This window comes from Pseudomonas rubra, from assembly GCF_028656935.1.
In the GTDB taxonomy this organism is placed as follows: Bacteria; Pseudomonadota; Gammaproteobacteria; order Pseudomonadales; family Pseudomonadaceae; genus Aquipseudomonas; species Aquipseudomonas rubra.
In genome coordinates this window covers 84,289-110,702 of record NZ_JAMDGZ010000029.1, presented here as the reverse complement: position 1 = coordinate 110,702, position 26,414 = coordinate 84,289, and the positions used below count along the sequence as shown (strand labels likewise).

Annotated in this window: 28 protein-coding genes and 1 pseudogene; 15 read left to right on the top strand and 14 right to left on the bottom strand. The window is 61.0% G+C overall.

Annotation, left to right across the window (positions count from 1 at the left end; translation table 11 throughout):
* Window positions 1–348: 348 nt before the first annotated feature.
* Window positions 349–516 carry a DUF2897 family protein gene (locus M5G17_RS14705; protein WP_010224101.1) on the bottom strand — a complete coding sequence of 56 codons (168 nt, stop codon included), beginning with the start codon at window positions 514–516 and terminating at the stop codon, window positions 349–351.
* A 179-nt stretch (window positions 517–695) separates the two neighbouring features.
* On the opposite strand from M5G17_RS14705, the gene pyrF reads away from it, so the two are divergent.
* On the top strand, window positions 696–1,397 hold the full coding sequence (gene pyrF, locus M5G17_RS14700) for an orotidine-5'-phosphate decarboxylase (RefSeq protein WP_273893620.1): 702 nt from the start codon (window positions 696–698) through the stop codon (window positions 1,395–1,397).
* On the opposite strand, the gene M5G17_RS14695 is transcribed toward pyrF, so the two are convergent.
* Window positions 1,387–2,394: an NADP-dependent oxidoreductase gene (locus tag M5G17_RS14695; protein ID WP_273893619.1), complete on the bottom strand. Its 1,008-nt coding sequence runs from the start codon at window positions 2,392–2,394 to the stop codon at window positions 1,387–1,389. The genes pyrF and M5G17_RS14695 overlap by 11 nt on opposite strands.
* Before the next feature lie 229 nt (window positions 2,395–2,623).
* On the opposite strand from M5G17_RS14695, the gene M5G17_RS14690 reads away from it, so the two are divergent.
* Window positions 2,624–3,385, top strand: coding sequence for an SDR family oxidoreductase (locus M5G17_RS14690; RefSeq protein ID WP_273893618.1), 762 nt, complete (start codon window positions 2,624–2,626; stop codon window positions 3,383–3,385).
* Here M5G17_RS14690 and M5G17_RS14685 read toward each other — a convergent pair.
* Window positions 3,378–4,547 (bottom strand): MFS transporter, encoded by a 1,170-nt coding sequence (locus tag M5G17_RS14685; protein ID WP_273893617.1) that lies wholly within the window; start codon window positions 4,545–4,547, stop codon window positions 3,378–3,380. The genes M5G17_RS14690 and M5G17_RS14685 overlap by 8 nt on opposite strands.
* 112 nt (window positions 4,548–4,659) lie before the next feature.
* Here M5G17_RS14685 and M5G17_RS14680 point away from each other — a divergent pair, with 112 nt between their 5' ends.
* The 3 genes and pseudogenes from M5G17_RS14680 to M5G17_RS27665 all read left to right on the top strand — a co-directional run bounded on the left by M5G17_RS14680 (window position 4,660) and on the right by M5G17_RS27665 (window position 8,116).
* Window positions 4,660–6,057, top strand: coding sequence for an aminotransferase-like domain-containing protein (locus M5G17_RS14680; protein WP_273893616.1), 1,398 nt, complete (start codon window positions 4,660–4,662; stop codon window positions 6,055–6,057).
* Window positions 5,987–7,252: pseudogene (locus M5G17_RS27670) on the top strand (HAMP domain-containing protein); the annotation flags it as partial. The gene M5G17_RS14680 and the pseudogene M5G17_RS27670, both read left to right, overlap by 71 nt.
* Window positions 7,241–8,116: a methyl-accepting chemotaxis protein gene (locus tag M5G17_RS27665; protein ID WP_420793396.1), complete on the top strand. Its 876-nt coding sequence runs from the start codon at window positions 7,241–7,243 to the stop codon at window positions 8,114–8,116. The pseudogene M5G17_RS27670 and the gene M5G17_RS27665, both read left to right, overlap by 12 nt.
* A 30-nt stretch (window positions 8,117–8,146) precedes the next feature.
* Here the strand turns inward: M5G17_RS27665 and M5G17_RS14670 are convergent, their stop codons facing one another.
* Window positions 8,147–9,340 (bottom strand): benzoate/H(+) symporter BenE family transporter, encoded by a 1,194-nt coding sequence (locus tag M5G17_RS14670; protein ID WP_273893613.1) that lies wholly within the window; start codon window positions 9,338–9,340, stop codon window positions 8,147–8,149.
* A 148-nt stretch (window positions 9,341–9,488) separates the two neighbouring features.
* On the opposite strand from M5G17_RS14670, the gene M5G17_RS14665 reads away from it, so the two are divergent.
* On the top strand, window positions 9,489–10,091 hold the full coding sequence (locus M5G17_RS14665; protein WP_273893611.1) for a glutathione S-transferase family protein: 603 nt from the start codon (window positions 9,489–9,491) through the stop codon (window positions 10,089–10,091).
* 4 nt (window positions 10,092–10,095) lie between these two features.
* Here M5G17_RS14665 and M5G17_RS14660 read toward each other — a convergent pair whose 3' ends face one another.
* On the bottom strand, window positions 10,096–10,464 hold the full coding sequence (locus M5G17_RS14660) for a glutathione S-transferase N-terminal domain-containing protein (RefSeq protein WP_273893609.1): 369 nt from the start codon (window positions 10,462–10,464) through the stop codon (window positions 10,096–10,098).
* Between the two features lie 59 nt (window positions 10,465–10,523).
* Window positions 10,524–11,069, bottom strand: coding sequence for a GTP cyclohydrolase I FolE (folE, locus tag M5G17_RS14655; protein WP_273893608.1), 546 nt, complete (start codon window positions 11,067–11,069; stop codon window positions 10,524–10,526).
* Between the two features lie 446 nt (window positions 11,070–11,515).
* Here folE and M5G17_RS14650 point away from each other — a divergent pair, with 446 nt between their 5' ends.
* Window positions 11,516–12,877, top strand: coding sequence for a hypothetical protein (locus M5G17_RS14650; protein WP_273893607.1), 1,362 nt, complete (start codon window positions 11,516–11,518; stop codon window positions 12,875–12,877).
* A gap of 129 nt (window positions 12,878–13,006) precedes the next feature.
* On the opposite strand, the gene M5G17_RS14645 is transcribed toward M5G17_RS14650, so the two are convergent.
* The 3 genes from M5G17_RS14645 to M5G17_RS14635 all read right to left on the bottom strand — a co-directional run bounded on the left by M5G17_RS14645 (window position 13,007) and on the right by M5G17_RS14635 (window position 14,604).
* Window positions 13,007–13,564 carry a Smr/MutS family protein gene (locus tag M5G17_RS14645; RefSeq protein ID WP_273893605.1) on the bottom strand — a complete coding sequence of 186 codons (558 nt, stop codon included), beginning with the start codon at window positions 13,562–13,564 and terminating at the stop codon, window positions 13,007–13,009.
* 52 nt (window positions 13,565–13,616) lie between these two features.
* Window positions 13,617–13,937 carry a hypothetical protein gene (locus M5G17_RS14640; protein WP_130265737.1) on the bottom strand — a complete coding sequence of 107 codons (321 nt, stop codon included), beginning with the start codon at window positions 13,935–13,937 and terminating at the stop codon, window positions 13,617–13,619.
* Window positions 13,938–14,013: 76 nt separating this feature from the next.
* The gene (locus M5G17_RS14635; RefSeq protein WP_273893603.1) at window positions 14,014–14,604 is read right to left on the bottom strand and encodes a cysteine hydrolase family protein; all 591 of its coding nucleotides are present in this window, start codon (window positions 14,602–14,604) and stop codon (window positions 14,014–14,016) included.
* Between the two features lie 189 nt (window positions 14,605–14,793).
* Here M5G17_RS14635 and prmB point away from each other — a divergent pair, with 189 nt between their 5' ends.
* Complete coding sequence (gene prmB, locus M5G17_RS14630; RefSeq protein WP_273893602.1) at window positions 14,794–15,702, top strand: 50S ribosomal protein L3 N(5)-glutamine methyltransferase; 909 nt, start codon at window positions 14,794–14,796, stop codon at window positions 15,700–15,702.
* A gap of 100 nt (window positions 15,703–15,802) precedes the next feature.
* Here prmB and M5G17_RS14625 read toward each other — a convergent pair whose 3' ends face one another.
* On the bottom strand, window positions 15,803–16,600 hold the full coding sequence (locus tag M5G17_RS14625; RefSeq protein WP_273893601.1) for a hypothetical protein: 798 nt from the start codon (window positions 16,598–16,600) through the stop codon (window positions 15,803–15,805).
* A gap of 105 nt (window positions 16,601–16,705) precedes the next feature.
* The gene (locus M5G17_RS14620; RefSeq protein ID WP_273893600.1) at window positions 16,706–17,668 is read right to left on the bottom strand and encodes an alpha/beta hydrolase; all 963 of its coding nucleotides are present in this window, start codon (window positions 17,666–17,668) and stop codon (window positions 16,706–16,708) included.
* Window positions 17,669–17,801: 133 nt separating this feature from the next.
* On the opposite strand from M5G17_RS14620, the gene aroC reads away from it, so the two are divergent.
* From aroC to M5G17_RS14605, 3 genes are read left to right on the top strand one after another with little or no spacing between them, the layout of a single operon-like run.
* On the top strand, window positions 17,802–18,893 hold the full coding sequence (aroC, locus tag M5G17_RS14615) for a chorismate synthase (RefSeq protein WP_038994078.1): 1,092 nt from the start codon (window positions 17,802–17,804) through the stop codon (window positions 18,891–18,893).
* Window positions 18,894–18,931: 38 nt separating this feature from the next.
* Window positions 18,932–20,080 carry an MFS transporter gene (locus M5G17_RS14610; RefSeq protein ID WP_273893598.1) on the top strand — a complete coding sequence of 383 codons (1,149 nt, stop codon included), beginning with the start codon at window positions 18,932–18,934 and terminating at the stop codon, window positions 20,078–20,080.
* 36 nt (window positions 20,081–20,116) lie between these two features.
* Entirely contained in the window at window positions 20,117–20,635 is a 519-nt protein-coding gene (locus M5G17_RS14605; RefSeq protein WP_273893597.1) for a 1,2-dihydroxy-3-keto-5-methylthiopentene dioxygenase, read from the top strand.
* Window positions 20,636–20,688: 53 nt separating this feature from the next.
* On the opposite strand, the gene M5G17_RS14600 is transcribed toward M5G17_RS14605, so the two are convergent.
* Window positions 20,689–20,961, bottom strand: coding sequence for a DUF3509 domain-containing protein (locus M5G17_RS14600; RefSeq protein WP_130265729.1), 273 nt, complete (start codon window positions 20,959–20,961; stop codon window positions 20,689–20,691).
* A 273-nt stretch (window positions 20,962–21,234) separates the two neighbouring features.
* On the opposite strand from M5G17_RS14600, the gene M5G17_RS14595 reads away from it, so the two are divergent.
* Together M5G17_RS14595 and M5G17_RS14590 are read left to right on the top strand one after the other, a co-directional pair.
* A complete protein-coding gene (locus M5G17_RS14595; protein ID WP_273893596.1) occupies window positions 21,235–21,759 on the top strand; it encodes an ankyrin repeat domain-containing protein in 525 nt (174 codons plus the stop codon).
* A gap of 60 nt (window positions 21,760–21,819) precedes the next feature.
* Entirely contained in the window at window positions 21,820–22,350 is a 531-nt protein-coding gene (locus M5G17_RS14590) for a hypothetical protein (RefSeq protein WP_273893595.1), read from the top strand.
* On the opposite strand, the gene M5G17_RS14585 is transcribed toward M5G17_RS14590, so the two are convergent.
* A complete protein-coding gene (locus M5G17_RS14585) occupies window positions 22,347–23,279 on the bottom strand; it encodes a ZIP family metal transporter (protein ID WP_273893594.1) in 933 nt (310 codons plus the stop codon). The genes M5G17_RS14590 and M5G17_RS14585 overlap by 4 nt on opposite strands.
* Before the next feature lie 128 nt (window positions 23,280–23,407).
* Here M5G17_RS14585 and M5G17_RS14580 point away from each other — a divergent pair, with 128 nt between their 5' ends.
* Window positions 23,408–23,599 (top strand): PLDc N-terminal domain-containing protein, encoded by a 192-nt coding sequence (locus M5G17_RS14580; RefSeq protein ID WP_130265725.1) that lies wholly within the window; start codon window positions 23,408–23,410, stop codon window positions 23,597–23,599.
* A 25-nt stretch (window positions 23,600–23,624) separates the two neighbouring features.
* On the opposite strand, the gene M5G17_RS14575 is transcribed toward M5G17_RS14580, so the two are convergent.
* Window positions 23,625–24,098: a methylated-DNA--[protein]-cysteine S-methyltransferase gene (locus M5G17_RS14575; RefSeq protein WP_273893593.1), complete on the bottom strand. Its 474-nt coding sequence runs from the start codon at window positions 24,096–24,098 to the stop codon at window positions 23,625–23,627.
* Between the two features lie 185 nt (window positions 24,099–24,283).
* Between M5G17_RS14575 and M5G17_RS14570 the strand changes: the two genes are divergently transcribed.
* Complete coding sequence (locus tag M5G17_RS14570) at window positions 24,284–26,365, top strand: LTA synthase family protein (RefSeq protein WP_273893592.1); 2,082 nt, start codon at window positions 24,284–24,286, stop codon at window positions 26,363–26,365.
* Window positions 26,366–26,414 lie beyond the last annotated feature (49 nt).

Here is a 26,414-nt window from a genome sequence, read left to right as displayed (position 1 = left end):
GGGTTCATGGAGCCCTTACGATGTTTTGGTCGACTCGGATTGATCAACTATTAAAGGGATACAGGTCAAGGTTGTACACCCGGGGTGTCGTGTACGGAAATCTTCGAGCGCTCAGGCTTTGATGTAAACCATATCGACCCGCAGAGGGGGATGGAAGTAGATGAGTTGGTTGATGTCACGCTTAGCCGGCTGTGGAGCAGAACGAGCGGGTGACAATTGCGCTATTGCCGAAAGTGGCGGATTGACAGGATTACATCAGGCGCGTGATGCGCTGAGGCCAAATCTGTGGCGCAGTTCAGCAGCAGCGCGCACAAGTAACATCGCGCATTGCCGAGCCGTGCAGACGGTTCAGCGATCCTGCGCATCCTTGGCATCCATTTCAGCATTGCGCTCATGAACCCGCTTAAGCTGTTCCTCGGTCAGGGGCAGCTTTTTCGCGGTATCGCGCAACAGCATCAAACCACCGACAATAGAGCCAATCGCGAGCACCAGAATCAACCAGGCATACCAAGGCATTTCGCTCTCCTTTTGAACAGCGAATGACGCTGCTTCATACAATTGGAGCAACCACATCATTCATTGGTTCAATTATAGGGGGTGGGCTGCGACGGGGCCATTTCGCGATCATCGGCCCCCCACGGGCCGCCGCTTCGTTTACAATGCGCGCCGTTCAAGACTTGCCAAGAGACCTGCCCATGTCCGCCTGCCAGACGCCCATCATTGTCGCCCTGGATTTTCCTACCCGTGACGCCGCCCTGAAGCTGGCCGATCAGCTCGATCCTGCCCTGTGCCGGGTCAAGGTCGGCAAGGAGCTGTTTACCAGCAGTGCATCGGGCATTGTCGAATCCCTGGTCGAGAAAGGCTTCGAAGTGTTCCTCGATCTGAAATTCCACGACATCCCCAACACCACCGCCATGGCCGTCAAGGCTGCAGCGGAAATGGGCGTGTGGATGGTCAACGTACACTGTTCCGGTGGCTTGCGCATGATGTCGGCCTGCCGTGAGGTTCTGGCCCAGCGCAGCGGCCCGCAGCCGCTGCTGATCGGCGTGACCGTGCTGACCAGCATGGAGCGCGAGGACCTGGCCGGTATCGGCCTGGACATCGAGCCGCAGGAGCAAGTACTGCGCCTGGCGGCCCTGGCCGAGAAGGCCGGCATGGACGGGCTGGTGTGCTCGGCTTTGGAAGCACCAGCGCTCAAGGCCGCGCACCCGTCGCTGCAACTGGTCACTCCGGGTATCCGCCCGGCCGGCAGCGCCCAGGACGACCAGCGTCGCATCCTGACCCCGCGCCAGGCCCTGGATGCCGGGTCCGACTACCTGGTGATCGGCCGCCCGATCAGCCAAGCCGCCGATCCTGCCCAGGCGCTGGCAGCAGTGGTCGCCGAGATCAGGGCTTAAGCACCAGCTTGCCGAAATTTTCCCCGCTGAACAGCTTCAACAGCGTCTCGGGGAAAGTTTCCAGCCCCTGGACCACGTCTTCCTTGCTCTTCACTTGGCCGCTTGCCAGCCAACCGGCCATCTCCTGGGCCGCCTTGCCATAGTTGGCGGCATGGTCCATCACCACGAAGCCTTCCATGCGTGCGCGGTTGACCAGCAGTGACAGGTAGTTGGCCGGTCCCTTGACCGCCTGCTTGTTGTTGTTGTACTGGCTGATGGCACCGCAGATCACCACCCGGGCCTTGAAGTTCAGACGGCTGAGAACGGCGTCGAGAATGTCTCCGCCGACGTTGTCAAAAAACACGTCGACGCCTTTGGGGCACTCGCGCTTGAGGCCTTCCAGGACGTCTTCGGCCTTGTAGTCGATGGCCCCGTCAAAACCCAGCTCGTCTTTGAGGTATTGGCACTTCTCGGTGCCACCGGCGATACCCACCACGCGACAACCCTTGAGTTTGGCGATCTGCCCGGCAATGCTACCGACCGCGCCCGCAGCGCCGGAGATCACCACGGTTTCTCCAGTTGCTGGGGCGCCGACGTCGAGCAGGGCAAAGTAGGCGGTCATGCCGGTCATGCCAAGGGCGGACAGGTAACGCGGCAGCGGCGCCAGTTTCGGGTCGATCTTGTAGAAGCCCTGGGGCTCGCCGACAAAATAGTCCTGGATGCCCAGCGCGCCGTTGACGTGATCGCCAACGGCATAGCCCGGGTGATTCGAGGCAATCACCTCGCCGACGCCCAGGGCGCGCATGACCTGGCCAAGGCCCACTGGTGGGATGTAAGACTTGCCTTCGTTCATCCAGCCGCGCATGGCCGGATCCAGGGACAGGTAGAGGTTCTTCACCAGAATCTGGCCTTCAGCAGGTTGCGCCACCGGCACCTGTTCGTAAGTAAAGTCGTCGCGGCTGACAGCACCGGTCGGGCGTTTGGCGAGGAGGAAGCGGCGGTTGGTCTGGGCAGTCATGGCAAGGTCTCGTTTGAAGGGCAATGCTTGTTGATAGACCCTGATTGGCCCGTCGGCAAGGTTTACCCACCTGGCGAATGCAGGGCAATCCACGGCGCTGATCGATCGGGATAAAGACAATCACTCACGCCGATAGTGCTCCAACCGGCACCCTGATGATGCTGCCCAACGCCGCGGATCGCTGCCTAGACTCCTGATCACTGACCTCACTTTGATACAGGAGCTAGCGATGAGCATGAGTTTTTCCGGCCAGGTTGCCTTGGTCACTGGTGGTGCCGCGGGGATTGGTCGGGCGACGGCGCTGGCATTTGCCGCCGAGGGTTTGCAAGTGGTGGTGGCCGATCTGGATGCGGCGGGGGGCGAGGGTACGGTCGAGTTGATCCGCAACAATGGCGGTGAGGCCTTGTTCGTCCGTTGCAACGTCACCCGTGAGGCCGATGTACGGCAACTGATGGGGCGTACGCTCGAGGCTTACGGGCGCCTGGACTATGCGTTCAACAACGCCGGCATCGAGATCGAGCAGGGGCGCCTGGCCGAAGGCAGCGAAGCCGAGTTCGACGCGATCATGGGCGTCAACGTCAAGGGTGTGTGGTTGTGCATGAAGTACCAATTGCCGTTGCTGCTAGCCCAGGGCGGCGGCGCTATCGTCAACACGGCATCGGTAGCCGGGCTGGGGGCAGCGCCTAAGATGAGTATCTACAGCGCCTCCAAGCACGCGGTAATTGGCCTGACCAAGTCGGCGGCGATCGAGTACGCCAAGAAGAAAATTCGCGTTAACGCCGTGTGCCCGGCAGTGATCGACACCGATATGTTCCGCCGTGCCTATGAGGCAGACCCACGCAAGGCTGAATTTGCCGCAGCCATGCACCCGGTCGGGCGCATTGGCAAGGTCGAGGAAATCGCCAGTGCTGTGCTCTACCTGTGCAGCGATGGTGCAGCCTTCACTACCGGCCAGGCGCTGGCGGTCGATGGTGGTGCCACGGCTATTTGACGGCTGCCAGCGTCGGCACGGCGATGGCCTGGTGGCTGCGTGCCAGCGCCAGGCCCACCAGTAGGCAACCGGTTAGCAGCAGCAGGCCGAACACCAGCAGGGCGGTACCCGCGCCGAGGCGGTCGACCAGCAGCCCGGTAAGGATTACCGGCAGGCTGAAGCCCAAGTACGCAAGGAGGAAGAAGCCTGCGCTGGCGCGGGTTTTCTGCTCTCCTGCCAGGGTGTTCACCGCCGACAGGCCGCCGAGGTAGATAAAGCCGTAGCAGGCGCTGCTGGCCGCGACGGTGCCCAGCAACACAGCCGTTAGCGCGCCGCTGTCCGCGCCCCAGGCCAGCAGCGCGTAGCTGCAAGGCAGGATTACCAGACCGATGGCCGTAGCCCGCATTGGCGCCAGGCGCTTGGCCAGCGGCTGGAACAATAACCCGCAACTGATCACGCAAAAGGTCGAGAACCCGGACCAACCGGCCAGATCATGCTGCTTGAGGATCGATGGCAGCAGGGCGATCACCAGGCCGACACAGGCCCAGGCCAGCAGGATCGCCAGGCCGTAGGGCAGGCTACCAGCAGGATAGCTGGGTAGGCGTAGCAGGGCGGCGGTTGGCTCCAGGCGCCGATCGGGTAGCCGCCAGACCGTCACCATCGCCAGGCCGGCCAGCAGTATTTGCAGGTAGAAACTGCCCGGTGTCAGGCTTGGTCCGTTGAGCAGGAACAGGCTGGTCAGGGCTGCGCCCAGGCCGAAGCCCAACGAGGTGCTGGCGGTGACCCAAGTGGCAGCATTACGGTTATCACCGCCGTGCATTAGCTCGCTCATGTAGGCCGTGCCCGTGGCCGAGGCCAGTGCAGTACCGATACCGAGCAGCAGGCGTGCCAGGCCCAGTGTTTCTAGACCGGGTGCCAACAGCATCAGCAGTGTGGCGAGCATCGACAAGGCCAGGGCGGTGAGAATCAACGGGCGGCGCCCGAGCCGGTCTGCCAGGCCACCGAGCAACATCAGCACGGGGATGACCCCCAGTACATACCCGGAAAAGGCCATCGCCGTGGCGCCGGCGCCGTAGCCAGAAAGCTCTGCGTAAGTGGTGTACAGCGGTGCCTGCAGGTTGACCGCGAAGGTGATCAGGCATAAGGCGAAAGCCAGTGGGACAGGGTGGCGCTGGGTGGGCATGGTCGGCTCCTCATCGATGGGTCGACTATCCGGCGATCACTCACCGCTCACAAGGCACACGGGTGCGGGTTTTGTGATTAACTGTTCGGACAAAATAAACGAACACTTCCTCATGAACCTCTGCCTTGATCGCCACTCATCCCTCCCGCTGGTGCAGCAACTGACCGAGCAGTTGCAGGCCTGGATTGAAACGCAGCGCCTGCGTCCCGGTAGCCGTTTGCCATCGATTCGGCAACTGGCCCGGGAACACAATGTCAGTCAATCCTGCGTGATCGAAGCCTACGATCGGCTGGTGGCGGCGGGGTGGTTGCAGGCGCGTCATGGCGCAGGCTTTTTTGTCGCTGAACAGCGGCTGAAGGTGCCCCTGGTCGATGCGCCGATCCGCGATGAGGCATTCGCCGGCCGCTGGCAACAGTTCACCCAAGATCCGGCCGAATTGCTCAACCTGTGCTGTGGTTGGGTGCCGACGAGCTGGCGCGCTACCGAGGCCATTGCCCAGGCAGTGCGTCAGGTCAGTCGTGGCGTGCTCGAAGACCTCATCGATTACTGCCCGCCGCTGGGCCTGGCCAGCCTGCGCAGCCAGTTGCACAAAGGTTTGGGGCAGATCGGGATTGAGGCCGCGCCTGAGCAGATTCTCACCACCCAAGGCGCCAGCCATGCACTGGATCTGCTGGTGCGCACCTTGCTCAGGCCGGGCGACAAAGTGTTGGTGGAACGCCCGGGTTACTACAATTTGTTCAGCCTGTTGCGTCAGCACCAGGTCGAGATGCTCGAAGTGCCACGCACGCCCCACGGCCCCGATCTGCTGGCACTGGAGGCACTGCTCAAGGAACATCGGCCACGTTGCCTGTACATCAACAGCTTGTACCAGAACCCCACCGGCAGCAGCTTGTCGCCCAAGGTCGCCTATCGTTTGCTGGAGCTGGCCCGTGAACATGACCTGCTGATTATCGAGGACGACATCTACGCCGACTTTCAGGACGGCGCGGTGACTCGCCTGGCAACCCTGGATGCCGAGCAGCGGGTGATCTACCTGGCCAGTTTCTCCAAGACCTTGAGCAGTTCGCTGCGGGTCGGCTACCTGGTGGGCAGGCCTGAGCTGGTCGCCCGTCTGGCCGAGCTGAAAATGGTCAGTGGTTTGGGTACTTCACGCTTTACCGAGCAAGTGGTGGCGCAGATGCTGGGCAATGGCAGTTATCGCAAGAGCACGGCGCGCTTGCGCCTGCGCCTTGCCCAGCATATGGCCAAGGCTCTGGGGCAACTGGAAGCCTACGGCTGGGAAGTATTTACCGAGCCTTATGGTGGCATGTTCGTCTGGGCGCGTTGCCCCGGGCGCAGTTTTGCCGAGCTCAACTGCGAGGCACAGGCCTGCTCGGTGCTGCTGGCGCCGGGCAGCGCCTTCGATCCCCAGGGTGCTGACAGCGACTGGTTGAGGATCAATGTTGCCTATGCCCAGGACCTGCGGGCACAAGCGTTCTTACAGAGTGCCGGGCGACCTCGGCTGTCTTGAAAACGACGCAACTGTAGCTTTTTGCCATTATTGCGACGCCAGGATCTTGTGCCGTAAGCCCTGGCATTGTCACTCTGCAGCCTTGACGCATTTGCGCTCAGCAGGGGGACGTGCGATGAATTCGGCCAAGCGTGGTTTTTTCGCCAACCTGGGCATGGCCCGCAAACTGGGGTTGGGGTTTGCCCTGGTGTTGCTGTTGACTGCCGTAGTCGCGGCCGTGGGCATTGCTGCGCTGCACAGCGTCGGGCAGCGTTTCGAGGGCTTGAAGCAGATGGCGGCGCTCAATACCGCACTGCTGGAGACGCGCCTGCAGGAGCAGGTGTTCGCCCTGCGTTCGGAGCCCAAGGCAGTAGAAGCCGTGCACCAGCGTATTGAGGTCTTGCAGACGCAAGCGCGGGCGCTGGGGCATCTGACCGGCGTCGAGCAGGCCTTGACTGACTACCGTAAGGCCTTCGACCAGTTCGTCGAGCTGACCCAAGCCAAGGAGCTGGCGCTGGATATGGCCAGTTGGTCGGTGGCAAGCGTTGCCAACAATCTGGATGTGCTGCAGGCCGGGCTGGCCGACGACGGCACTTACACCCTCAAGAACTCTCAGGGCCAGCAAGGCGCCGAGTTCGTCGAACAGGCCGGGCAGGTGGCCCAGGTTGCCCGCCTGATGCTGCAGGCCATGGATGAGGCGCGGGTGCGCCTGGAGCAGAACCGCAAAGGCGCCGAGGATGCGCGTCAGGGGCGAATCGAACAGACCGAACAGGCAACAGCCTTGGTCGAGCAGTTGAAAGCAATGGTAACTGATGCCGGCTACCAGAGCGTACTGGGCGAGGTCAGCACGCACATTGCCAGTTTCAGTGAGAAGCTTACCGAGTACACCGACCTGCTCGGCCGCGAGCAGCAGCTCAAGACGCAATTGCAGGCGCGTGCCCAGCAGGTCACGGGCCAGGTCGATCAAGCCTACGTCGCCGAAGACCAGGCCATGCAAAGCGAACTGAAGAACAATGCCTTGCTGATCCTCGGTGCATCGCTGTTGGCACTGTTGGTGGGTGTGCTGGCGGCCTGGTCGATCACCCGTGCCGTGGTCGGGCCGTTGCGCCAGGTCATGGGCCGTGCCCAGCAAATTGCTGCCGGTGACCTGCGCGGTGACCTTAGTGTCGATCGGCGCGATGAAGTCGGTCAGTTGCTGCTGGCCATGCAACAAATGGGGAGCGGCTTGAGCGCGATTGTCAGTGGCTTGCAAAGCGGTATCGAGCAACTGGCGAGCAACGCCCAGTCGCTGTCGGCGGTCACCGAGCAGACCAATCGCGAGGTCAACAGCCAGAAGGACGAGACCGAGCAGGTGGCCACCGCCATGCAGCAGATGACTGCCACCGTGCATGACGTTGCGCGCAATGCCGAAGAGGCCGCCCAGGCGGCGCAAACCGCCGACGACAAGGTAGAGAGTGGCCAGCAGGTGGTGCGCCAGAGCATGCAGCGTATCGAGCAATTGGCCAGCGCTGCCGAGTCGGCCAGCCAGAGCATCGAGAACCTGAGCGGTGAAGTGCAGAACATCGGTCAGGTACTTGAGGTGATCAAGAGTGTCGCCGAACAGACCAACCTGCTGGCGCTCAACGCCGCCATTGAGGCCGCTCGGGCAGGAGAGCAGGGCCGGGGCTTTGCTGTGGTCGCCGACGAAGTCCGCGCGCTGGCACGGCGTACCCAGCAATCGACCGAGGAAATCGAGCGCCTGGTCAGCAGTTTGCGCAGCGGTACGCAAGCATCGGTGGCGCAGATCCGGGGCAGTGCCGAGCTGGTAAAGCTGGCGGTGGCCGATGCCCTGCACACCGAAAGCGCGTTGGGCAGCATTGCTGCGGCGGTGTCATTGATCCAGCAGATGAACCAGCAGATTGCCGCGGCGGCGCAGGAGCAGAGTTCGGTGGCTGAGGAGATCAACCGCAGTGTTACCCAGATTCGCAGCAGTGCCGATCAGTCGGCATTGGCCATGCAGGGCAACGCCAGCTCAAGTATTGAACTTGCGCAGTTAGGTAATGATTTGAAGGGCATGGTCGGGCATTTCCGTTTGTCCTGATCTGGGGCTGCAACGCAGCCCCTATGGTTCTCAGGCCGATTTACGCCAGTTGAGAATCATCAGTGTCAGCACTCCGGCAACAATCCCCCAGAACGCCGAACCGATCGAGAACAGGGTAAAGCCTGAAGCGGTGACCATGAAGGTGATCAGCGCCGCCTCGCGTTCCCTGGCCTCGTTCATGGCCACGGTCAGGCCGTTCATGATCGAGCCGAACAGTGCCAGCGCCGCAATCGACAGCACCAGCTCCTTGGGCAGGGCGGCGAACAGCGCTGCCAGGGTGGCGCCAAAGACGCCGGCGATGCCATAGAAGATCCCGCACCAGACCGCTGCGGTGTACCGCTTGCTCGGATCTTCATGAGCATGCGGGCCGGTGCAGATCGCCGCGCTGATGGCCGCCAGGTTGATGCCGTGTGAGCCGAACGGTGCCAGTAGCAGCGATGCCAGGCCGGTGATCGAAATCAGCGGCGAGGCCGGCACCTGGTAGCCGTCGGCACGCAGCACGGCGACGCCCGGCATGTTCTGTGAGGTCATGGCGACGACGAACAGTGGAATGCCGATGCTGATGGTCGCCGCCAGGGAGAAGTGCGGCGTAGTCCACACCGGAGTGGCCACCTCCAGACTGAAGCCACTGAAGTCGAGCAGGCCCATGGCACCAGAGAGCCCGGTCCCGACGATCAGGGCGGCGAGCACCGAGTAACGCGGCGACAACCGCTTGATCAGCAGGTAACTGAAGAACATACCCAGCACCAAGGTGGTACGGTGCTGGGCGGCAATGAATATTTCGCTGCCGATCTTGAACAGGATTCCGGCCAGCAATGCCGAGGCAAGCGATGCCGGAATGCGTTTGACCAGCCGCTCAAAGCTGCCGGTCATCCCGCAGATCACCACCAGCACCGCGCAGGTGATGTAGGCGCCAATCGCTTCGCCATAGCTGACTCCGCCCAGGCTGGTGATCAGCAGGGCCGCGCCGGGCGTTGACCAGGCCACGGTGATCGGTGTGCGATAGCGCAGCGACAGGCCGATGCTGCACACCGCCATGCCGATCGACAGCGCCCAGATCCACGAAGAAATCTGCCCGCTGGTCAAGCCGGCGGCCTGGCCTGCCTGGAACATCAGCACCAGGGAACTGGTGTAGCCGGTGAGCATGGCAATGAAACCGGCCACTACTGCAGACGGCGACGAGTCGGCCAGAGGGCGCAATTGCGCGGAGGTGGCATCGGGCATTGGGGGCATTCCTTGTTCTGGGTGTAAGCAGTTTTTTCAGACTACCGTGCACAGTGTTGATCTTTGCCATACAGCAGGCATTGCAATTAGCCGTACAGTCGCCAACTATGGGTGCGGGTTCGATTTAGCATTACGAAGAGGGGGAGCGATGTACAAGGTTTATGGCGACTACCAGTCGGGCAACTGCTACAAGATCAAGCTCATGTTGCACCTGCTTGGTCTGCCTTATGAGTGGCACTCGGTGGATATCCTCAAGGGCGAGACGGAAACCAGTGAGTTTCTGGCCATGAACCCCAACGGCAAGGTGCCGGTGCTGGAGCTCGAGGATGGAACCTACCTGTGGGAATCCAACGCTATTCTCAACTTCCTCGCCGATGGCAGCGAGTTCCTGCCCGGCGAGCCGCGTTTGCGCACCCAGGTACTGCAATGGCAATTCTTCGAGCAGTACAGCCACGAGCCCTACATCGCCGTGGCGCGTTTCATCCAGTTCTACCTGGGAATGCCGCAAGACCGCCTGGAGGAGTACAAGACCCTGCACAAGGGTGGTTACAAGGCCCTGCGGGTCATGGAGAAACAGTTGCAGCTAACGCCATACCTGGTGGGCGATACCTACTCGATCGCCGATGTCGCGCTGTACGCCTACACCCATGTCGCCCGTCAGGGTGGTTTTGACCTGGACGCCTATCCGGGCATCCAGGCATGGCTGGAGCGTGTCGCCAGCCATCCTCGTCACGTGACCATGCTCGGTTGAGCAATCAGGCGGCAAAGCGCTTGCTGAGATAGTCGATGATCACCTTGGATTCGTACATCCAGGTGGTCTTGCCATCTTCCTCGATACGCAGGCACGGCACCTTGATCTTGCCACCTTCGGCAAGCAGGGTCTGGCGATCCTGTTCGTTGTTCTTGGCATCGTGCAGCGCAACCGGCACGTTCAGGCGGTGCAGGGTGCGGCGGGTTTTCACGCAGAACGGGCAGGCGTGAAACTGGTACAGGCTCAGGCCCTTGGCCTGCTGCTCGACCTGGGCCTGGGCGGCCGGGTCGCGCTTGAGCTTTGCCGGGCGGCTGATCCAGTCAGTGAACACAATCAACTGGCCCAGGCCCACACGCAGTGCTTTGACGATCATGGCAACTCCTCAGGATAAAAAAAGCCGACCAGCAAGGGTCGGCTCGCAGTCTGGCCCGATTACTTGATCAGGCTGAGAAACTCGCTGCGGGTCGCGGCGTTTTCGCGGAATTCACCAAGCATCACCGAAGTGATCATGGTCGAATTCTGTTTTTCCACACCGCGCATCATCATGCACATGTGTTTGGCCTCGATGACCACCGCCACCCCCAGGGCACCGGTGACCTGCTGGATCGCCTCGGCGACCTGGCGGCTGAGGTTTTCCTGGATCTGCAGGCGACGCGCATACATGTCGACGATCCGCGCCACCTTCGACAGCCCCAGGACCTTGCCGTCGGGGATGTAGGCGACGTGAGCCTTGCCGATGAACGGCAGCATATGGTGCTCGCACAACGAGTACAGCTCGATGTCCTTGACCAGGACCATCTCGCTGTTATCGGAGCTAAACAGAGCGCCGTTGGTCACTTCTTCCAGGGTTTGCTCATAACCGCGGCAAAGGTACTGCATGGCCTTCGCAGCCCGCTTGGGCGTGTCGAGCAGGCCCTCGCGGGAGACATCCTCGCCAAGCTGGCCAAGAATTGCGGTGTAGTTCTGTTCCAGTGTCACAGGGGCTGATTCCATAAGGGTTTCAGAGGGGTACTGTTTCAGTCTGTACCGATTGTGTACCAATCAGCTTGCTTTCAAGCTTCCCGATCGTGCTCCAGGCTGTGCTGGAGTGGATCCACCGGGCGTAGGTCGACAAAAGCAACTGCACGCAATGACCCAACTGATTGGCTATAGATGCAGGGTAAAACCCGCCATGGGGCACATAGTAGCGTATGTAAGTCGGCAGTTGTAATGCCGACGGGCGTGAATATTCCGTTCACCCCGCGCAACCCGGGCGTCTTCCTCAGCAAATGGGGCTCGTGACGGGGGCAAAAACTGGCGCACAGTCACCCGCTGAAAAAAAAGCTGCACGGGGGGCTTCCCATCTTGCTTGCGATAATGTCATTTTGACATCGATTGCGGCACGCAGACGTGCCGGCTGAACTGACTAGTCGATGATACTTGCTATGGCAAACACTGGATTTAACGGCGTACTGTCCCTGACCCCTACGGACATTGGGCAAAAAATGGCACTCGCCACAGTTGATTATTTCACCAAAACTGCCTGGAACTCGTTGATCGGTGATAAAACCGATACGGTGATAAAACTGATAAAACAGATGAGTGTGCAGCTGGACGAAATACGAAGCGACATTAGTAAACTGTCGTTGCAGATTCGCGATTTTCAGCTTGACGCAAAATTTTCTGATGTTGAAAGCCACTGTACCGATATTCAGTCTATCCATGACAGGTACCAGACACGTCTGAAAAACTACATGCAGGCCAAGGCGGAGGGTGACACAGAACACGCTGACAGGTTTGCAAGAGAGTTGACAGAGATCGGCGAGGCAGTAAAGGGCTCGGTGTACACTCACCTGGCACAAATACATCGCTTGCTGACAATGTCAACGCAAGACAACAGTGGATTATTGCAGTTATTTAATCAGAAATATAAAGAACGAGACCTGTTTACCCGCTTCTTTGCCATGCAATATGTGGTTACTCGTTTTTTTACTGTGCAGATGCAGGCGATTACCTTGATGACGTTGGCCGGTATGGACAAGTCCGTCTGCTACGATTCTTTCAAGGATGATGTAAAGGCTATTGATAGCAACATCAAGGCACAAATATCCCTGGCGCTTAGTTACATTCCCCTGCCGGGCCGCCAGTTGATCGAAGCAATGATCCGGCCTGCCAACATGCCTGAATGGATGCCGCCGACTGCACCGTCGCTCGATCCCGACGCGGTTCAGCCTTTAGAACCCCAGGCAGCCGAACCGATAGTCGTGTCGCCGCAGATAGATTACTTTCCAGGGGCGTTGATCAAAACCGGGGTGAATACTTCTATTCGCTCTGTCGTCATGCGGGCCCTCAATAAACCCTCGTATGTTCATCTGGGTTACGGTACCTACTATTGTGGTGGCAGTTTTAGCGCGAGCGCTGAGCCTGTGTGGAATATTGTTCCCGCCAATGACATGGCGCCGCCGGTGGATAATCAACCGTACCTGTTTATTTTTGAGTATTTGGCCAGTGACGCCGGTCCGTTGGTGTTGGGGCTGTCAGGCTCACAATACGGTGCGGTTCCCGAGCCACTGCCGTCCAATCCGGGGGCCAGGAACAATACCTGGGCGATCTACTCTGATGATGGTGGCGCCTTGAGGTTCGAGTATCACGGTAATTATGTCGATGGCGCATTCAATGGCTGCCATTTGTACGTCGATCCCAGTCGCAATACCGAGCTTTATTACTCCAAGCCCTCCGCTGACACGGGGGGTAAAGATTTGTTCATGCTGAGCGAGTACCTCAAGCAAGTCGTTACTTCGGCATAACTTCAGTACGAAATGGTTGCAGTCTGATAACGGAGTTGCCAGCGTTGAGCCCGATTTGGGCTTTGACGCTGGCAAGGCCTACTCCGACGTTTCATCTGTGGGATGTATTGCAAACGCGAAGGGTGCGGCTTACTCGTCACGGCCTTCAAGCATGGTTCGCTTGAGCATGACATACACCGCGCCAGTGCCGCCATGGCGGGCCTGGCACGAGGTGAAACCGAGCACTTGCGGGTGCTGGCGCAGCCAGGTATTTACGTGGCTCTTGATCATCGGTCGCTTGCCATCCAGGCGCACGGCCTTGCCGTGGGTGACGCGCACGCAGCGTACTTCGAAGCGGGTGGCCTCGGCGAGGAAGGCCCACAAGGTTTCCCGGGCCTTTTCGACGGTCATGCCGTGCAGGTCGAGGCTGCCTTCAAAACCGATCTGGCCCAGTTTGAGCTTGCGCATCTGGCTTTCCTGGACACCGTCACGGTTCCAGTGCAGATCGTCTTCGGGGCCGACGTCGATGACAAACTGGTCGGACAAGCCATCGACCACGCTCTGGTCGCTACGTACTGTCGCGGCCTGGCGCAGGCTCGCCAGCTTCTTGCGGTCGGCGTTGGGTTTACCGACTTCGGCGCGATCGTGGGTGATCGGCTTGACGCCGCGCATCTCGCTTTTGAACAGGGAAAAATCGTCGTCTTGCATGTAAGCCTCCGCCTGGGCGGCGTAGTTTACGCGACTCCCCCCGTGCGTGCAGTCAATCGTGTTTTTTCATCAGATGCGGTGACAGGTTGAGCTCTCGGCGCCTACGCAAGCGCAAGCGGCTGCGGCGCCAGAACCAGATGCCCAGGTACAGCAGCAACAGACCAAGGCCCAGCAACACACTGGCGCCAGCCGGATTGGCATTGAGCTCGCCCAGGGCTGCGGGGCGGCCCAGCAGGCTGGCGGCGCCGGCCATGGCCAGGAGCACCCCGGCAGTTGCCAGCAGCGCCGAAAACGCCGCAGCCAGGCGCATGCCCCAGTTACGGGGTGTGCGTGGGCGCAAGCGCTTGGCATCGAAACCATCGGATATTTTCATTCCGATTTCCTCTATGGATATCCGGTGTTGGACCGAAAAGCCTGGAGGTGGTTCCGCCCGGCGGCCGGGCGGTCGCTCAGATCAGGCTGGCAGTCGGCGCCACACAGGCGAAGTTGTCGGCCATGATCGCCATTTCGCTCTGCTGGATCTGCGCCGCAGGAATAACGCCGTCCTTGAACGGCAGGTCACGGGTGGCGCAGGCGTCCTCGATCAAGGTACAGCGATAACCGTAGTCCTTGGCCCGGCGCACGGTAGTGCTGACACTGGAGTGGCTCATGAAGCCGCAGACGATCAGGTCCAGGTGGCCGTACTTCTGCAAGGTCTCGTGCAGGCTGGTGTTCTTGAAGGCATTGGGCATGCGCTTTTCGATGATCACTTCATCGCCCAGCGGCTCAAGCCCAGGAATGAACTCGCCACGTGGACCCTGCGGATCGAACATGCCGCCAACGGTACCCAGGTGACGCACGTGGATGATCGGGCGCCCGGCCTTGCGGGCCGCCTCGAGCATTTTAGCGATGTTGGCCACGGCCGTTTCCATGCCCGAGAGCGCCAGGGGACCGCTGAGGTACTCCTTTTGCGCATCGATAATCACCAGGCTGGCGTTGTTCAGCTTGGCCGGCGGATAGCCGCGGCCGCTGAGGTGGAACATCGTCATTGGAACAGACATCAAGGGCTCCTTTGGATAGGGCTTTTACCCTATTGTCCCCTGCCTGAGCACTTATGTGAATCGCTTAGCGTACAACCTGCGTCGTTAGTGGCCTGCAGCCACCTTGGCGAAATCCTTACAGGGTGTTTTTGCCGATCATTTCTTCTGCCGGGCTGTTAGAATTGCAGGTCGTCTTTCAAGGAGTCTGTTGTGATCACTTCTCGCTTGCGCACCCTGCGCGATCATATCCGTTGGGCCGTCAGCCGTTTCCATGAGCATGGCCTGTTTTTCGGTCATGGCGCCGACAACGCCTGGGATGAAGCGCGGCTGCTGGTGCTGGGTTCGGTCCATCTGCCCTGGGAGGTCGCCGATGCCTACCTTGACTGCCAACTGGAAGATGACGAACTGGTCAACCTGCAGCGCCTGCTCAAGCGCCGTATCGAAGACCGCGTGCCCACCGCCTATCTGTTGGGTGAGGCCTGGTTCTGCGGTTTGTCGTTCATTGTCGACGAGCGCGTGCTGATTCCGCGCTCACCCATTGGCGAGCTGATCGAAAAACGCTTCGAGCCGTGGTTGGCCAGCGAGCCGGCACGCATCCTTGATCTGTGCACTGGGTCCGGTTGCATCGGTATCGTCAGCGCCGAAGTCTTCCCCGACGCTGAAGTGGTGCTCGCCGACCTGTCCTTCGAGGCGCTTGAAGTCGCTAACCAGAACATCGAGCGTCACGGCCTGGAAGAGCGCGTCTTTACTGTCCAGGGTGACGGTTTCGCAGGTCTGCCAGGGCAGCGATTTGACCTGATCCTGTCCAATCCGCCTTATGTCGATGCCGAAGATTTTGCCGACATGCCGGATGAGTATCACCACGAACCGGAACTGGGCCTGGCCTGTGGCAATGATGGCCTGGACCTGGTGCGGCGGATGCTGGCCGAAGCGGCCGATCACCTGACCGAAAAGGGCTTGCTGATTGTCGAGGTAGGCAACAGCCAGGTGCATGTTGAGGCGCTGTATCCGCAAGTGGATTTCGCCTGGCTGGAGTTCGAGCGCGGTGGGCACGGGGTGTTCATGCTCACGGCGCAGCAGTGCCGGCAGCATCAGGGGTTGTTTGCTTCGAAGGTGTAAGGTTGCAGACTTGCTCTGAATCTATCGCGGGGCAAGCCCGCTCCCACAGGGCCGGTGTAGGCGGTTCAAGAGTGGGAGCGGGCTTGCCCCGCGATGCTTTCTAGCGGTGAGTGGCAATCCAGATCAGTAACCCGGCCTGAAACACCGCAAAGGCCACCAGGCAGGTAATGGTAAAGCGCAGCCCGCTGTCTTCACGGCGGTACTTGCTGACCCGCTCGTCACGTTCGCGCAATTGCACCTCTTTTTCCTGCAAGTTCTGCTCGGCTTGCTGCAGCATCTGCGCGGCATCGAGTATCTCGATCCGCTGCACCTTGTCGCTGTTGAAGCCGGCCTTGAGCTCGCCCACCTGCGCATCGACAAAACGTCCCTTCAGGTGCTGGGCATCAGCATACTCGACCTCCAGGCCATGGCTGCGCAGCACATGGTCTCGGCGCAGGCGGGTGTCTTCGTTGAGCGCGTCCTTGTTTGGCAGGGCCGCACCCTCGACCCGGTAATGTGGCCACTTGCGCTGCGCCCAGATCACTGCCTGGTTGAGCAAAAAGCGTCCCAGGCCACGGTTCAGCGGCTCCATCTGCAAGCCGGTGTCGGGGCTGAAAGTCACGCGCTTTTCGTCATGGTCGACCCACACATCCAGGTGGTTCTGTTCCTTGCGCACTTTTTGAGCAGGCAACTGGATAGCCAGGCGCAGCAGGCTGGTCTGCTTGTTGTGGCGTTCGGCGTAGCCGTACTGGACGAAACGCAGCGGCCGCGCACCGCTGTTGCGATCGGTCGGCAGCGGCGCCAGGCGCAGCATCTGGAAGTGTTCGGGGGCAACATCGGCCCAGGGCAGGGGGGCAACGTCCGCTGCTGCCTGTTCGGCAGTCTTCTCGGCGGTATCCTGGGGGGCGGCTTCGGTCATCACGGCAATCCTCATGTGCGCAGCAGGCTGGTCGCATTGACGATGCCGGCACCGCTGTATCGGCAGGGCTGGCCTGGACTGGAGCGTAATTTCTGCGATTTGGCCTCAGCTGGCGGGCAACCGCTGAATGAAGTCGACAACGCACTGGCCCAGTTCGGCCGCTTGCGGTAATCGCGGGTCAAGGTAACTGTCGCGTTGCTGGCTGATTTGCTCGGGGGCAATGCGCAGCATGTGGTTCATGCCCTTGATCAACGCAAGTTCGGCATCCGGCTTGGCCGCCTTGAGTATTTCGGCGTTGTCGACGCTGACCTGGAAGTCATGGGTGCCCTGGATGATCAGCGCCGGGACCTTGACCTTGGCAAAGGCCTCGGCCGGGTCCTGGCGGAACAGCGAAATCAGGTAGGGCTGCACACTGGGGCGCAGTACGTCCTGCAGGGGCAGCGGCACGCGGGAGGAGGTCTTGCCGTTTTTCAGGCGGTCGAGGATGTCTGTGGCACTGGCCATGTAGCGCCCAGGTATGCGATCGAACATCTGTGCCCGCAACGCCTTGTCGATCGGCCAGCCACTGCCGGAGACGCTGATCACCGCGCTGGCGCCGCTTTGCTCGGCAGCAAGGCTTGCGATCAGCGCGCCTTCGCTGTGGCCGAGCAGGATCAGGCGGCCAAAACGTGGGTCAGCCTTGATTTTCTGGCTCCAGGCCACGGCATCGGCGACATAGCGCTCCACCGTCAGGTCGCGCTCATCCGGAGTGGCCGCAAGGCTCGCAGCGACACCGCGCTTGTCGTAGCGCACGCTGGCGATATTGTTTTTCGCCAGGGTCAGGGCCAGTTGCTTGAGGTTGTTGGTATCGCCACCGTACGGGTTGTTACCGTCGCGATCGGTCGGCCCGGAGCCGGCAATGATCAATACCACCGGTGGCGGCTGCTCGGTGCGCGGCAACAACAGGCTGCCGTGCAGCATGCCGTTGCCGGTATCGAGGCTGACCGGGCGCTGGAATACGGTGGGGGCGGCAGCCTGGACCAGGCCACTGAACAGCAGAGCGATTACCGCAACAATACGCAACATCATCAGGCCACTATCGAGAAAGTTCCGTTTGGACCGGGCCGGGCGCAGAAGGTTCGCCGTCAGGGATGAACTCAATGGTTAGCCTGCGTATACTGGCGGCCTTGTTCACATCTGGCTGATTCGCGGAGCGTCCTGCATGTCCGGCAATACCTACGGCAAGCTGTTCACTGTCACCACCGCTGGCGAAAGCCATGGCCCGGCGTTGGTTGCCATTGTCGATGGCTGCCCACCGGGCCTGGAAATTTCCCTGGCCGACCTGCAGCACGACCTGGACCGGCGCAAACCCGGCACCAGCCGCCACACCACCCAGCGCCAGGAAGCCGACGAAGTCGAAATCCTCTCCGGGGTGTTCGAGGGGCGCACCACCGGCTGCTCCATCGGCCTGCTGATTCGCAACACCGACCAGAAGTCCAAGGACTACTCGGCGATCAAGGACCTGTTCCGCCCGGCCCATGCCGACTACACCTACCACCACAAGTACGGTGAGCGCGATTACCGTGGTGGTGGCCGCAGCTCGGCGCGCGAAACCGCCATGCGCGTGGCCGCTGGCGCCATCGCCAAGAAGTACCTGGCCAGCCAGGGCATTCGCATCCGCGGCTACATGAGCCAGCTCGGTCCGATTGAAATCCCCTTCAAGACCTGGGATTCGGTGGAACAGAACGCCTTTTTCAGCCCAGACCCGGACAAGGTCCCGGAGCTTGAGGCGTACATGGACCAACTGCGCCGTGACCAGGATTCGGTCGGGGCGAAGATCACCGTGGTTGCCGAAGGTGTCATGCCGGGCTTGGGCGAGCCGATTTTCGATCGCCTGGATGCCGAGCTTGCCCATGCGCTGATGAGCATCAACGCGGTCAAGGGCGTGGAGATTGGTGCAGGTTTTGCCAGCGTCGCCCAACGGGGTACCGAGCATCGCGACGAGCTGACCCCTGAAGGCTTCCTCAGCAACAACGCCGGCGGTATTCTCGGCGGCATTTCCTCTGGCCAGCCGATCGTTGCTCACCTGGCCCTCAAGCCGACATCGAGCATCACTACCCCGGGCCGCTCCATCGATGTCGATGGCAATCCGGTCGAGGTCATCACCAAGGGCCGTCACGATCCTTGCGTGGGGATCCGTGCCACGCCGATTGCCGAAGCGATGATGGCCATCGTGCTGATGGACCACCTGCTGCGCCACCGTGGGCAGAACGCCGATGTACGCGTGAAAACCCCGGTGCTGGGCCAGCTGTAATGCTGGCACCTGCCGTTCGCGCTACGGCTCGTTGAGCCGTGGCGCCGATTCCCTACTGGCGGCTGTCCAGTTTCTACCTGTTCTACTTCGCCTTGCTCGGCTCGACTGCGCCGTTTCTGGCGTTGTATTTCGATCATCTGGGGTTTTCCAGCGCGCGCATCGGCGAGTTGGTGGCCATCCCCATGCTGATGCGTTGCGTGGCCCCCAATTTGTGGGGCTGGCTGGGCGACCGCAGTGGCCAACGCCTGTTGATCGTACGCCTGGGCGCCTTGTCGACCCTGGCGACCTTTTCGCTGATCTTCTTCGGTAAAAGTTACGCCTGGCTGGCGCTGGTGATGGCCCTGCATGCGTTCTTCTGGCATGCGGTGCTGCCGCAGTTCGAGGTCATCACTCTGGCTCACTTGCAAGGGCAGACCGCCCGTTACAGCCAGGTCCGGCTCTGGGGCTCGATCGGCTTTATCCTGACTGTGGTCGGCCTTGGTCGGCTGTTCGACGGGTTGAGCCTGGATATCTACCCGGTCGCCCTGGTGGTCATCATGGCCGGCATCGTTGTCGCCAGCCTCTGGGTGCCCAACGCGCAACCGCCTGGGCAAAACGAGCGGGCAAGTGGCGGTGGTTTTCTCAAACAGCTGGCCATCCCCGGGGTGGCGGCGTTCTACCTGTGCGTGGCGTTGATGCAACTGAGCCACGGCCCGTATTACACCTTCCTGACCCTGCACCTTGAGCACCTGGGCTACAGCCGTGGCACCATCGGCATGCTCTGGGCCCTGGGGGTGGTGGCCGAGGTGCTGATGTTCCTGGCCATGAGCTGGATTCTGGCGCGGGTATCGTTGCGCCGGGTGCTGTTGGCCAGTTTGCTTCTGGCGGCTTTGCGCTGGGCATTGCTGGGCAACTTTGCCGAGCACCTTGTTGTGTTGTTGCTTGCCCAACTGCTGCATGCCGCCACCTTTGGCAGCTTCCACGCTGCCGCCATTGCTTTCGTGCAACGCAGCTTCGCAGCCCGCCAGCAGGGCCAGGGCCAGGCATTATATGCAGCCCTGGCTGGAACCGGCGGGGCCGTGGGCGCCTTGTTCTCGGGGTACAGCTGGAACCTGCTGGGCGCGGCTACCACCTTTGGTATTGCCAGCGTCGCAGCCCTGGCCGCAGCCGTTATCATTGCGCTTCGAATGAAAGAGGGCAGGGCATGAGCCTTGGCCGTGAACCGGTAGTAAGGAGTTGCCCCGATGAGCAGCCTTAGCGTGTATCACCAGTCCATCCCGGACATTCCCAACAAGGTGCTGACTCACCTGGAAGACATCGCTGCGACCCTCGCCGAGCAGGGCGTGCGTTTTGAGCGTTGGCAGGCTGGCGCGTCGATCCCGGCGGGTGCCAGCGATGAACAGGTGATCGGTGCGTATCAACACAGTCTCGATGCGTTGAAGGCCGAGAAAGGTTATGCCAGTGTCGAAGTGACCCGCGAAGCAGACGCAAACTTGCTTGCCGAGCACACTTGTGACGAAGACCAGCTGTACTTTTTCGCTGCTGGACGCGGGCTGTTCAGCCTGCGGATTGAGGGCTACATCTATGCGGTGTTGTGCGAGAAGGGTGACCTGATCGGTGTCCCGTCAGGGGTTCAGCAGTGGCGCGATATGGGAGAGGAGCCGCGGTTTGTGGCGATCCGGGTGTTTAACCAGGCGCAGGGTTCGGTTGCCAGGTTCACTGGCAACACGATTGCAGCAGACTTTCCTCGGCTGGATGACTGAGTAATCGCTATCGCGGGGCAAGCCCGCTCCCACGGGTGGGAGCGGGCTACTGCTTACCGATAAGTCGGCAAAGCAAACCGCTGCTGGCTCTGCAACATTGTAATCACCGGCAACTCACTGGCCTGTTCGGCCAAGTCGCGGCGAATCGCACTGATCGCCCACGACAACTGTTCGGCACTGTGCAGTTGTGCATAAGAAATCGAGCGCCGGGTCTGGGTGCCGTCGGCTGCGCGCAGGGTCAGCAGAATTCCACCGTCGGGGCGCGCCTGGGTGGTCACTTCATGAGCGCTGAATACCGAGGCGAATTTTTCCTGGATGAGGTCCATATCAACTCCTGACTGTTAGTGGCAGACATGGAGTGATGGGTGCAGCGACTGTGCCAGCTTTTAAAATAAATTAAATGCTTATAAATCAATATCTTATAGATGATCTTGCAGGACGTTACCGTGCGTTCTGCATGGCCGTGCATTTTGCACAGTGCATTTTGCATGGTTGTGCGACCAATAGATTTCTACTGTCACCGCCATGACTTATCCACAATTGACCCCACGCGCTCCCTGACCAAGACTTGGGTCTTTCCGATAGCCAGGAGGTTCCCCATGTCTGACCAACGTAGCCCCACGCCCATGAACGACGACGAGGCGGCAGCGTTCGCCGAGGAGGTCTTCGATCGCGCGCGCAAAGGCGATGCGGCGATGCTTGGGCGCCTGCTGGAGAATGGGCTGGCGGTGAACCTGCGCAATGGCAATGGCGATACCTTGCTGATGCTTGCCAGCTACCACGGGCATCGGGATGCCGTTACGGTGCTGCTCGATCATGATGCGGACCCGCAAATCGCCAATGACAAGGGTCAGTTGCCCATCGCGGGCGCTGCGTTCAAAGGCGACCTGGAGATGGTCCAACTGCTGGTGGAGAGGGGCGCCGAGATTGACGGCACGTCCGCCGATGGCCGTACTGCGCTGATGATGGCGGCAATGTTCAACCGCACCGTGATCGTCGACTATCTCTTGGCCAAGGGCGCCAACCCTCGTCATTGCGACGCCCGTGGCACTGATGCCCTGGGTGCGGCGCAAACCATGGGCGCAGCCCAGACCACCGAGCAGTTGCTCAAGCTGCTCGGCTAACCCCTGGGGGCCTTTTGCGGCTATCCTTGGCGACTTTTTTCAGCGTCGCAGGGCCCCTTCATGAAATCCCAATTGGTCGAACTCATCGGCAAAATCAGCGCTGGCTGCATGCGCGAGGAAGACATCGCGCGCATCGCCGACGAAGCCGCCCAGGCCTACGCCGATCCGCAGGCGTTTCTCGCCGCTAACCCGGACATCAACTACGACGACAGCTTCCCGATCCCTTTGGGTGAGTGGATTGTCGTCGGCAGCCTGCCCGATACCGTGCTGTTCCAGGCCGATACCTACCAGGACCTGTTCGCCCAGATCGTCGACTCCTTCGACAAGAGCGTGGCGTTCAACCTCAAACCCAAGCAGTTGGCCAAGGTCGAGGCGCTGACCGCACTCAACCGCATCCAGGTGCAGATGGGCGCAATGAACAAGGACGCCGGCGGTTATGTGCTGATGAACCTCAGCCAATTGCTCGATGATGAACTGCAGATGGTACTGGTCGGCAATGCTGACCTGCCACGGGTACTGGAATTGTGCGCCGAAGTTGGTATCGCCGCAGCGCCAGCCCTGGAAGCGCTGCGGGTTGCGGTGCACGTTTAACCCAGGGCGGTATCGAGGAACATCATCACCGCAAAGCCGCCCATCAGGCCCAGGGTTGCCGAGGTCTGGTGGCCGTTGCGGTGGGTTTCCGGGATCACTTCGTGGGACACCACAAAGATCATTGCCCCGGCCGCCAGGCCCATGCTCACCGGGTAGGCAATGGCAAAGCCGGTGGAGATGCCCAGGCCGATCACCGCACCAATGGGCTCCATCAGGCCCGAACCGATCGCCACCAATGCCGCTTTGAAGGTCGAAAGCCCGGTTGCGCGCAGCGCCAGGGCCACGGCCAGGCCTTCGGGAATGTCCTGGATGGCGATGGCGCTGGTCAACGGCAGGCCGACATTGAGGTCTCCATTGGCAAAGCTGACACCGATGGCCATGCCTTCGGGCAGATTGTGCAGGGTGATCGCCAGCACGAACAGCCACACCCGGTTGATCCGCTCCGCCTGCGGGCCGCAAGGGCCGGTGCTTTCATGTTCGTGTGGGGTGAAGCGGTCGAGGCCGAGCATCAACAGTACGCCCAGGCCCATTCCCACCACCACTGTCAGCGCCGCGTAAGGTCCGTTGCCAGTGATTTCGCGGGCAGCGTCGAGCCCGGGCAGAATCAGCGAGAACGAACTGGCGGCGAGCATCATGCCGGCGGCAAAGCCGAGCATCACATCCTGGGTGCGGGCGCTGATCTCGCGCAGCACCACGGCCATGACCGCGCCAAGGGCTGTGGCGGCAAACCCTGCGAGGCCACCGAGCAGGGCCATGTGCAGGTTTTCTTGGTGATTGCCCTGCACGGCGTTCCAGGCACTGGCAATCAGCAGGCCGATTACCGCCAGCAGGCTCAGGCCCAAGCCTGCGCTGAGCCACGGGCTGCTTTGTGCCTGCTGCAGCCAGGCGTTCCAGAGTGGCAGGGGGGCAGGGCTGTGGGCGGGTGGCATAGGGGCCTCACGGTGGCAATTCAATGCACCGAGTGTAACCAGTGCTGTCAGGCTGCGGCGAACGATTCGCCTCTATGGGGCTGATAGCCAGCTATTCTGAGGGCAGACTCGATCAAGGGAGCGATACCATGGGCTCTACGTTCAACAGCCTGGTTGGGCTGATCATCCTTGCCCTGGATATCTGGGCGATCATCAATGTGATCAAAAGCGGTGCCAGCGGTGGGGCCAAGATTCTCTGGGTCCTGCTGATTCTACTGCTGCCAGTGCTGGGCCTGATCATCTGGGCGATTGCTGGGCCGCGGGGCAATGTACGGTTGTAGGAGCGGGCTTGCCCCGCGATGATCTTCAGATCAACCAGGTCCCTTCCAGTTCCAGCAGTATCTGTTTGCGCTCGATCCCCCCGGCAAACCCGGTGAGGGTGCCGTTGCTACCAATCACCCGATGACAGGGAATGATGATTGCAATCGGGTTGGCGCCATTGGCGGTGCCCACTGCCCGCACCGATTTGGGGTTGCCAATGTCCAGGGCAAGCTCACCGTAGCTGCAGGTGGTGCCATAGGGGATACGCTGCAGCGCCTGCCAGACTTGCTGCTGGAACGGCGTGCCCCGGGGTGCCAGGCGTACGTCGAAGCGTTCGCGCTGACGGGCAAAGTATTGGTCCAGCTGGCGCGCCACATCGTCCAGCTGGCTGCTGGCCGGCTGCCAGTCCTCGGCCAGTTCCCACGGCTGGGCGGCGTCCATGTGCAGCAGGCGCAAGCCCTGTTCGTCACCTGCCAGCAACAGTGGGCCAAGCGGGCTTGGGAGGTAGCGATAAAACATGGCGTAATGATCCCAATGTGGATGACTTTGATTCTATTACGAAATTTTCACAAACGATTGCCGACAATTTGCCCGCGCAATTATCCGTTCGCCGAATGACCGTGCAACGCACTCGCGTTTAGGGCACATTTGCCGATTCGTTTTACCGCCTTCCTTGAACCTGAACCCTAGGGATCTTCCAATTCATGGCTAACACGGACGCCTTGAGTCAACAGCGGGCTGCGTCGCGCCCGTTGCAAACGACGCTGAAATCACACTTGGTCTACACCCTGCTGTGCGGCCTGGTGATCATGCTGATGCTCAGCCTGGTCCGCCTGGCCTTGCTGGTCTACAACAGCGACATGATTGGCGACACGCCGATGTCGACGGTAGCCGAGGGTTTCCTCAATGGCCTGCGCTTCGACCTGCGGGTCGTGGTGTACCTGAGCATTCCGCTGCTGCTGGCGATCCTCAGCGCCCGGGCCATGGCTGCACGCGGCCTGTTCCGGGCTTGGCTGACCATCGCTTCGAGCATCGTCATGTTCCTCGGCCTGATGGAGATGGACTTCTATCGCGAGTTCCACCAGCGCCTCAACGGCCTGGTGTTCCAGTACGTCAAGGAAGACCCGAAAACCGTGCTGAGCATGCTCTGGTACGGCTTCCCGGTGGTACGCTATCTGCTGGCCTGGGCCTTCGGCACCTGGCTGCTGAGCCTGCTGTTCAAGGGCATCGATCGCCTGACCCGGCCCCGTGGCGTGTATGAAAGCCAAGTGGGTACGCGCAGCGTAGCGCCCTGGTATGTGCGCGGCGTGGTGTTCTTCATGATCCTGCTGGTGGCGGTCATTGCCGCTCGCGGCACCCTGCGCCAGGGCCCGCCCATGCGTTGGGGCGATGCCTTCACCACGGACTCGAACTTCGTCAACCAGTTGGGTCTGAACGGCACCCTGACCCTGATCGATGCGGCCAAGAGCCGTTTCGGTGAAGACCGCGCCAATGTCTGGAAGTCGACCATCGAGCAGGGCCTGGCCACCCAGACCGTGCGCGACATGCTGCTGACACCCAACGACAAGCTGGTCGATGCCGACAGCGCCGCCGTGCGCCGCGACTTCACCCCGCCGGCGGGCAACACCCTGCCGATCAAGAACGTCGTGGTGATCCTCATGGAGAGCTTCGCCGGTCACTCGGTAGGCGCCCTGGGCAGTCCGCACAACATCACCCCGTACTTCGACAAGCTGGCGAAAGAGGGCTTGCTGTTCGACCGCTTCTTCTCCAACGGTACCCATACCCACCAGGGTATGTTCGCCACCATGGCCTGCTACCCGAACCTGCCAGGCTTCGAATACCTGATGCAGACCCCGGAAGGCGGCCACAAGCTGTCGGGCCTGCCGGCGCTGCTTAGCGCGCGTGACTACGACGACGTGTATGTCTACAACGGCGACTTCGCCTGGGACAACCAGTCCGGTTTCTTCGGCAACCAGGGCATGACCACCTTCATCGGCCGTAACGACTTCGTCAATCCGGTGTTCTCCGACCCGACCTGGGGTGTGTCCGACCAGGACATGCTCGATCGCGGCAACGAGGAACTGGCCAAGCACGATGGCAAGAAGCCGATCTACGCGCTGCTGCAGACCCTGTCCAACCACACGCCGTATGCGCTGCCCGCGGATCTGCCGGTTGAGAAGGTCACGGGGCAGGGCCGCCTGGACGAGCACCTTACCGCCATGCGCTACTCCGACTGGGCCCTGGGCCAGTTCTTCGAGAAGGCGCGCAAGGAGCCTTACTTCAAGGAAACCCTGTTCGTCATCGTCGGCGACCATGGCTTTGGCAACCAACAGCAGGTCACCGAGATGGACCTGGGGCGCTTCAACGTGCCGCTGCTGCTGATCGCTCCGGGTATCCAGGAGAAGTTCGGTGCGCTCAACCACACCGTCGGTACCCAGATCGACATCGTGCCGACCATCATGGGCCGCCTGGGCGGCGAAACCCGTCACCAGTGCTGGGGCCGTGACCTGCTCAACCTGCCGGCCGGTGATCCAGGCTTCGGCATGATCAAGCCGTCGGGTAGCGAGCAGATCGTTGGCCTGATCAGAGGTGATCGCATCCTGATCGAGTCCAAGGACATGACGCCACGCATGTACCGCTACGAGCTGGGTGCCAACTTCAAGGCCGAGCTGATTGAAAGCCCGGACCAGCCGGAGTTGCTGCAAAAGCTTGAGTCGTTCATCCAGACGGCAACCAAGAGCCTGCTGGATAACACTGCCGGTGTAGTACACGGCACGCCGGAATAACCATGTTGCTGGCGCAGTAAACAGGACCCCGGCTTGCCGGGGTCTTGGC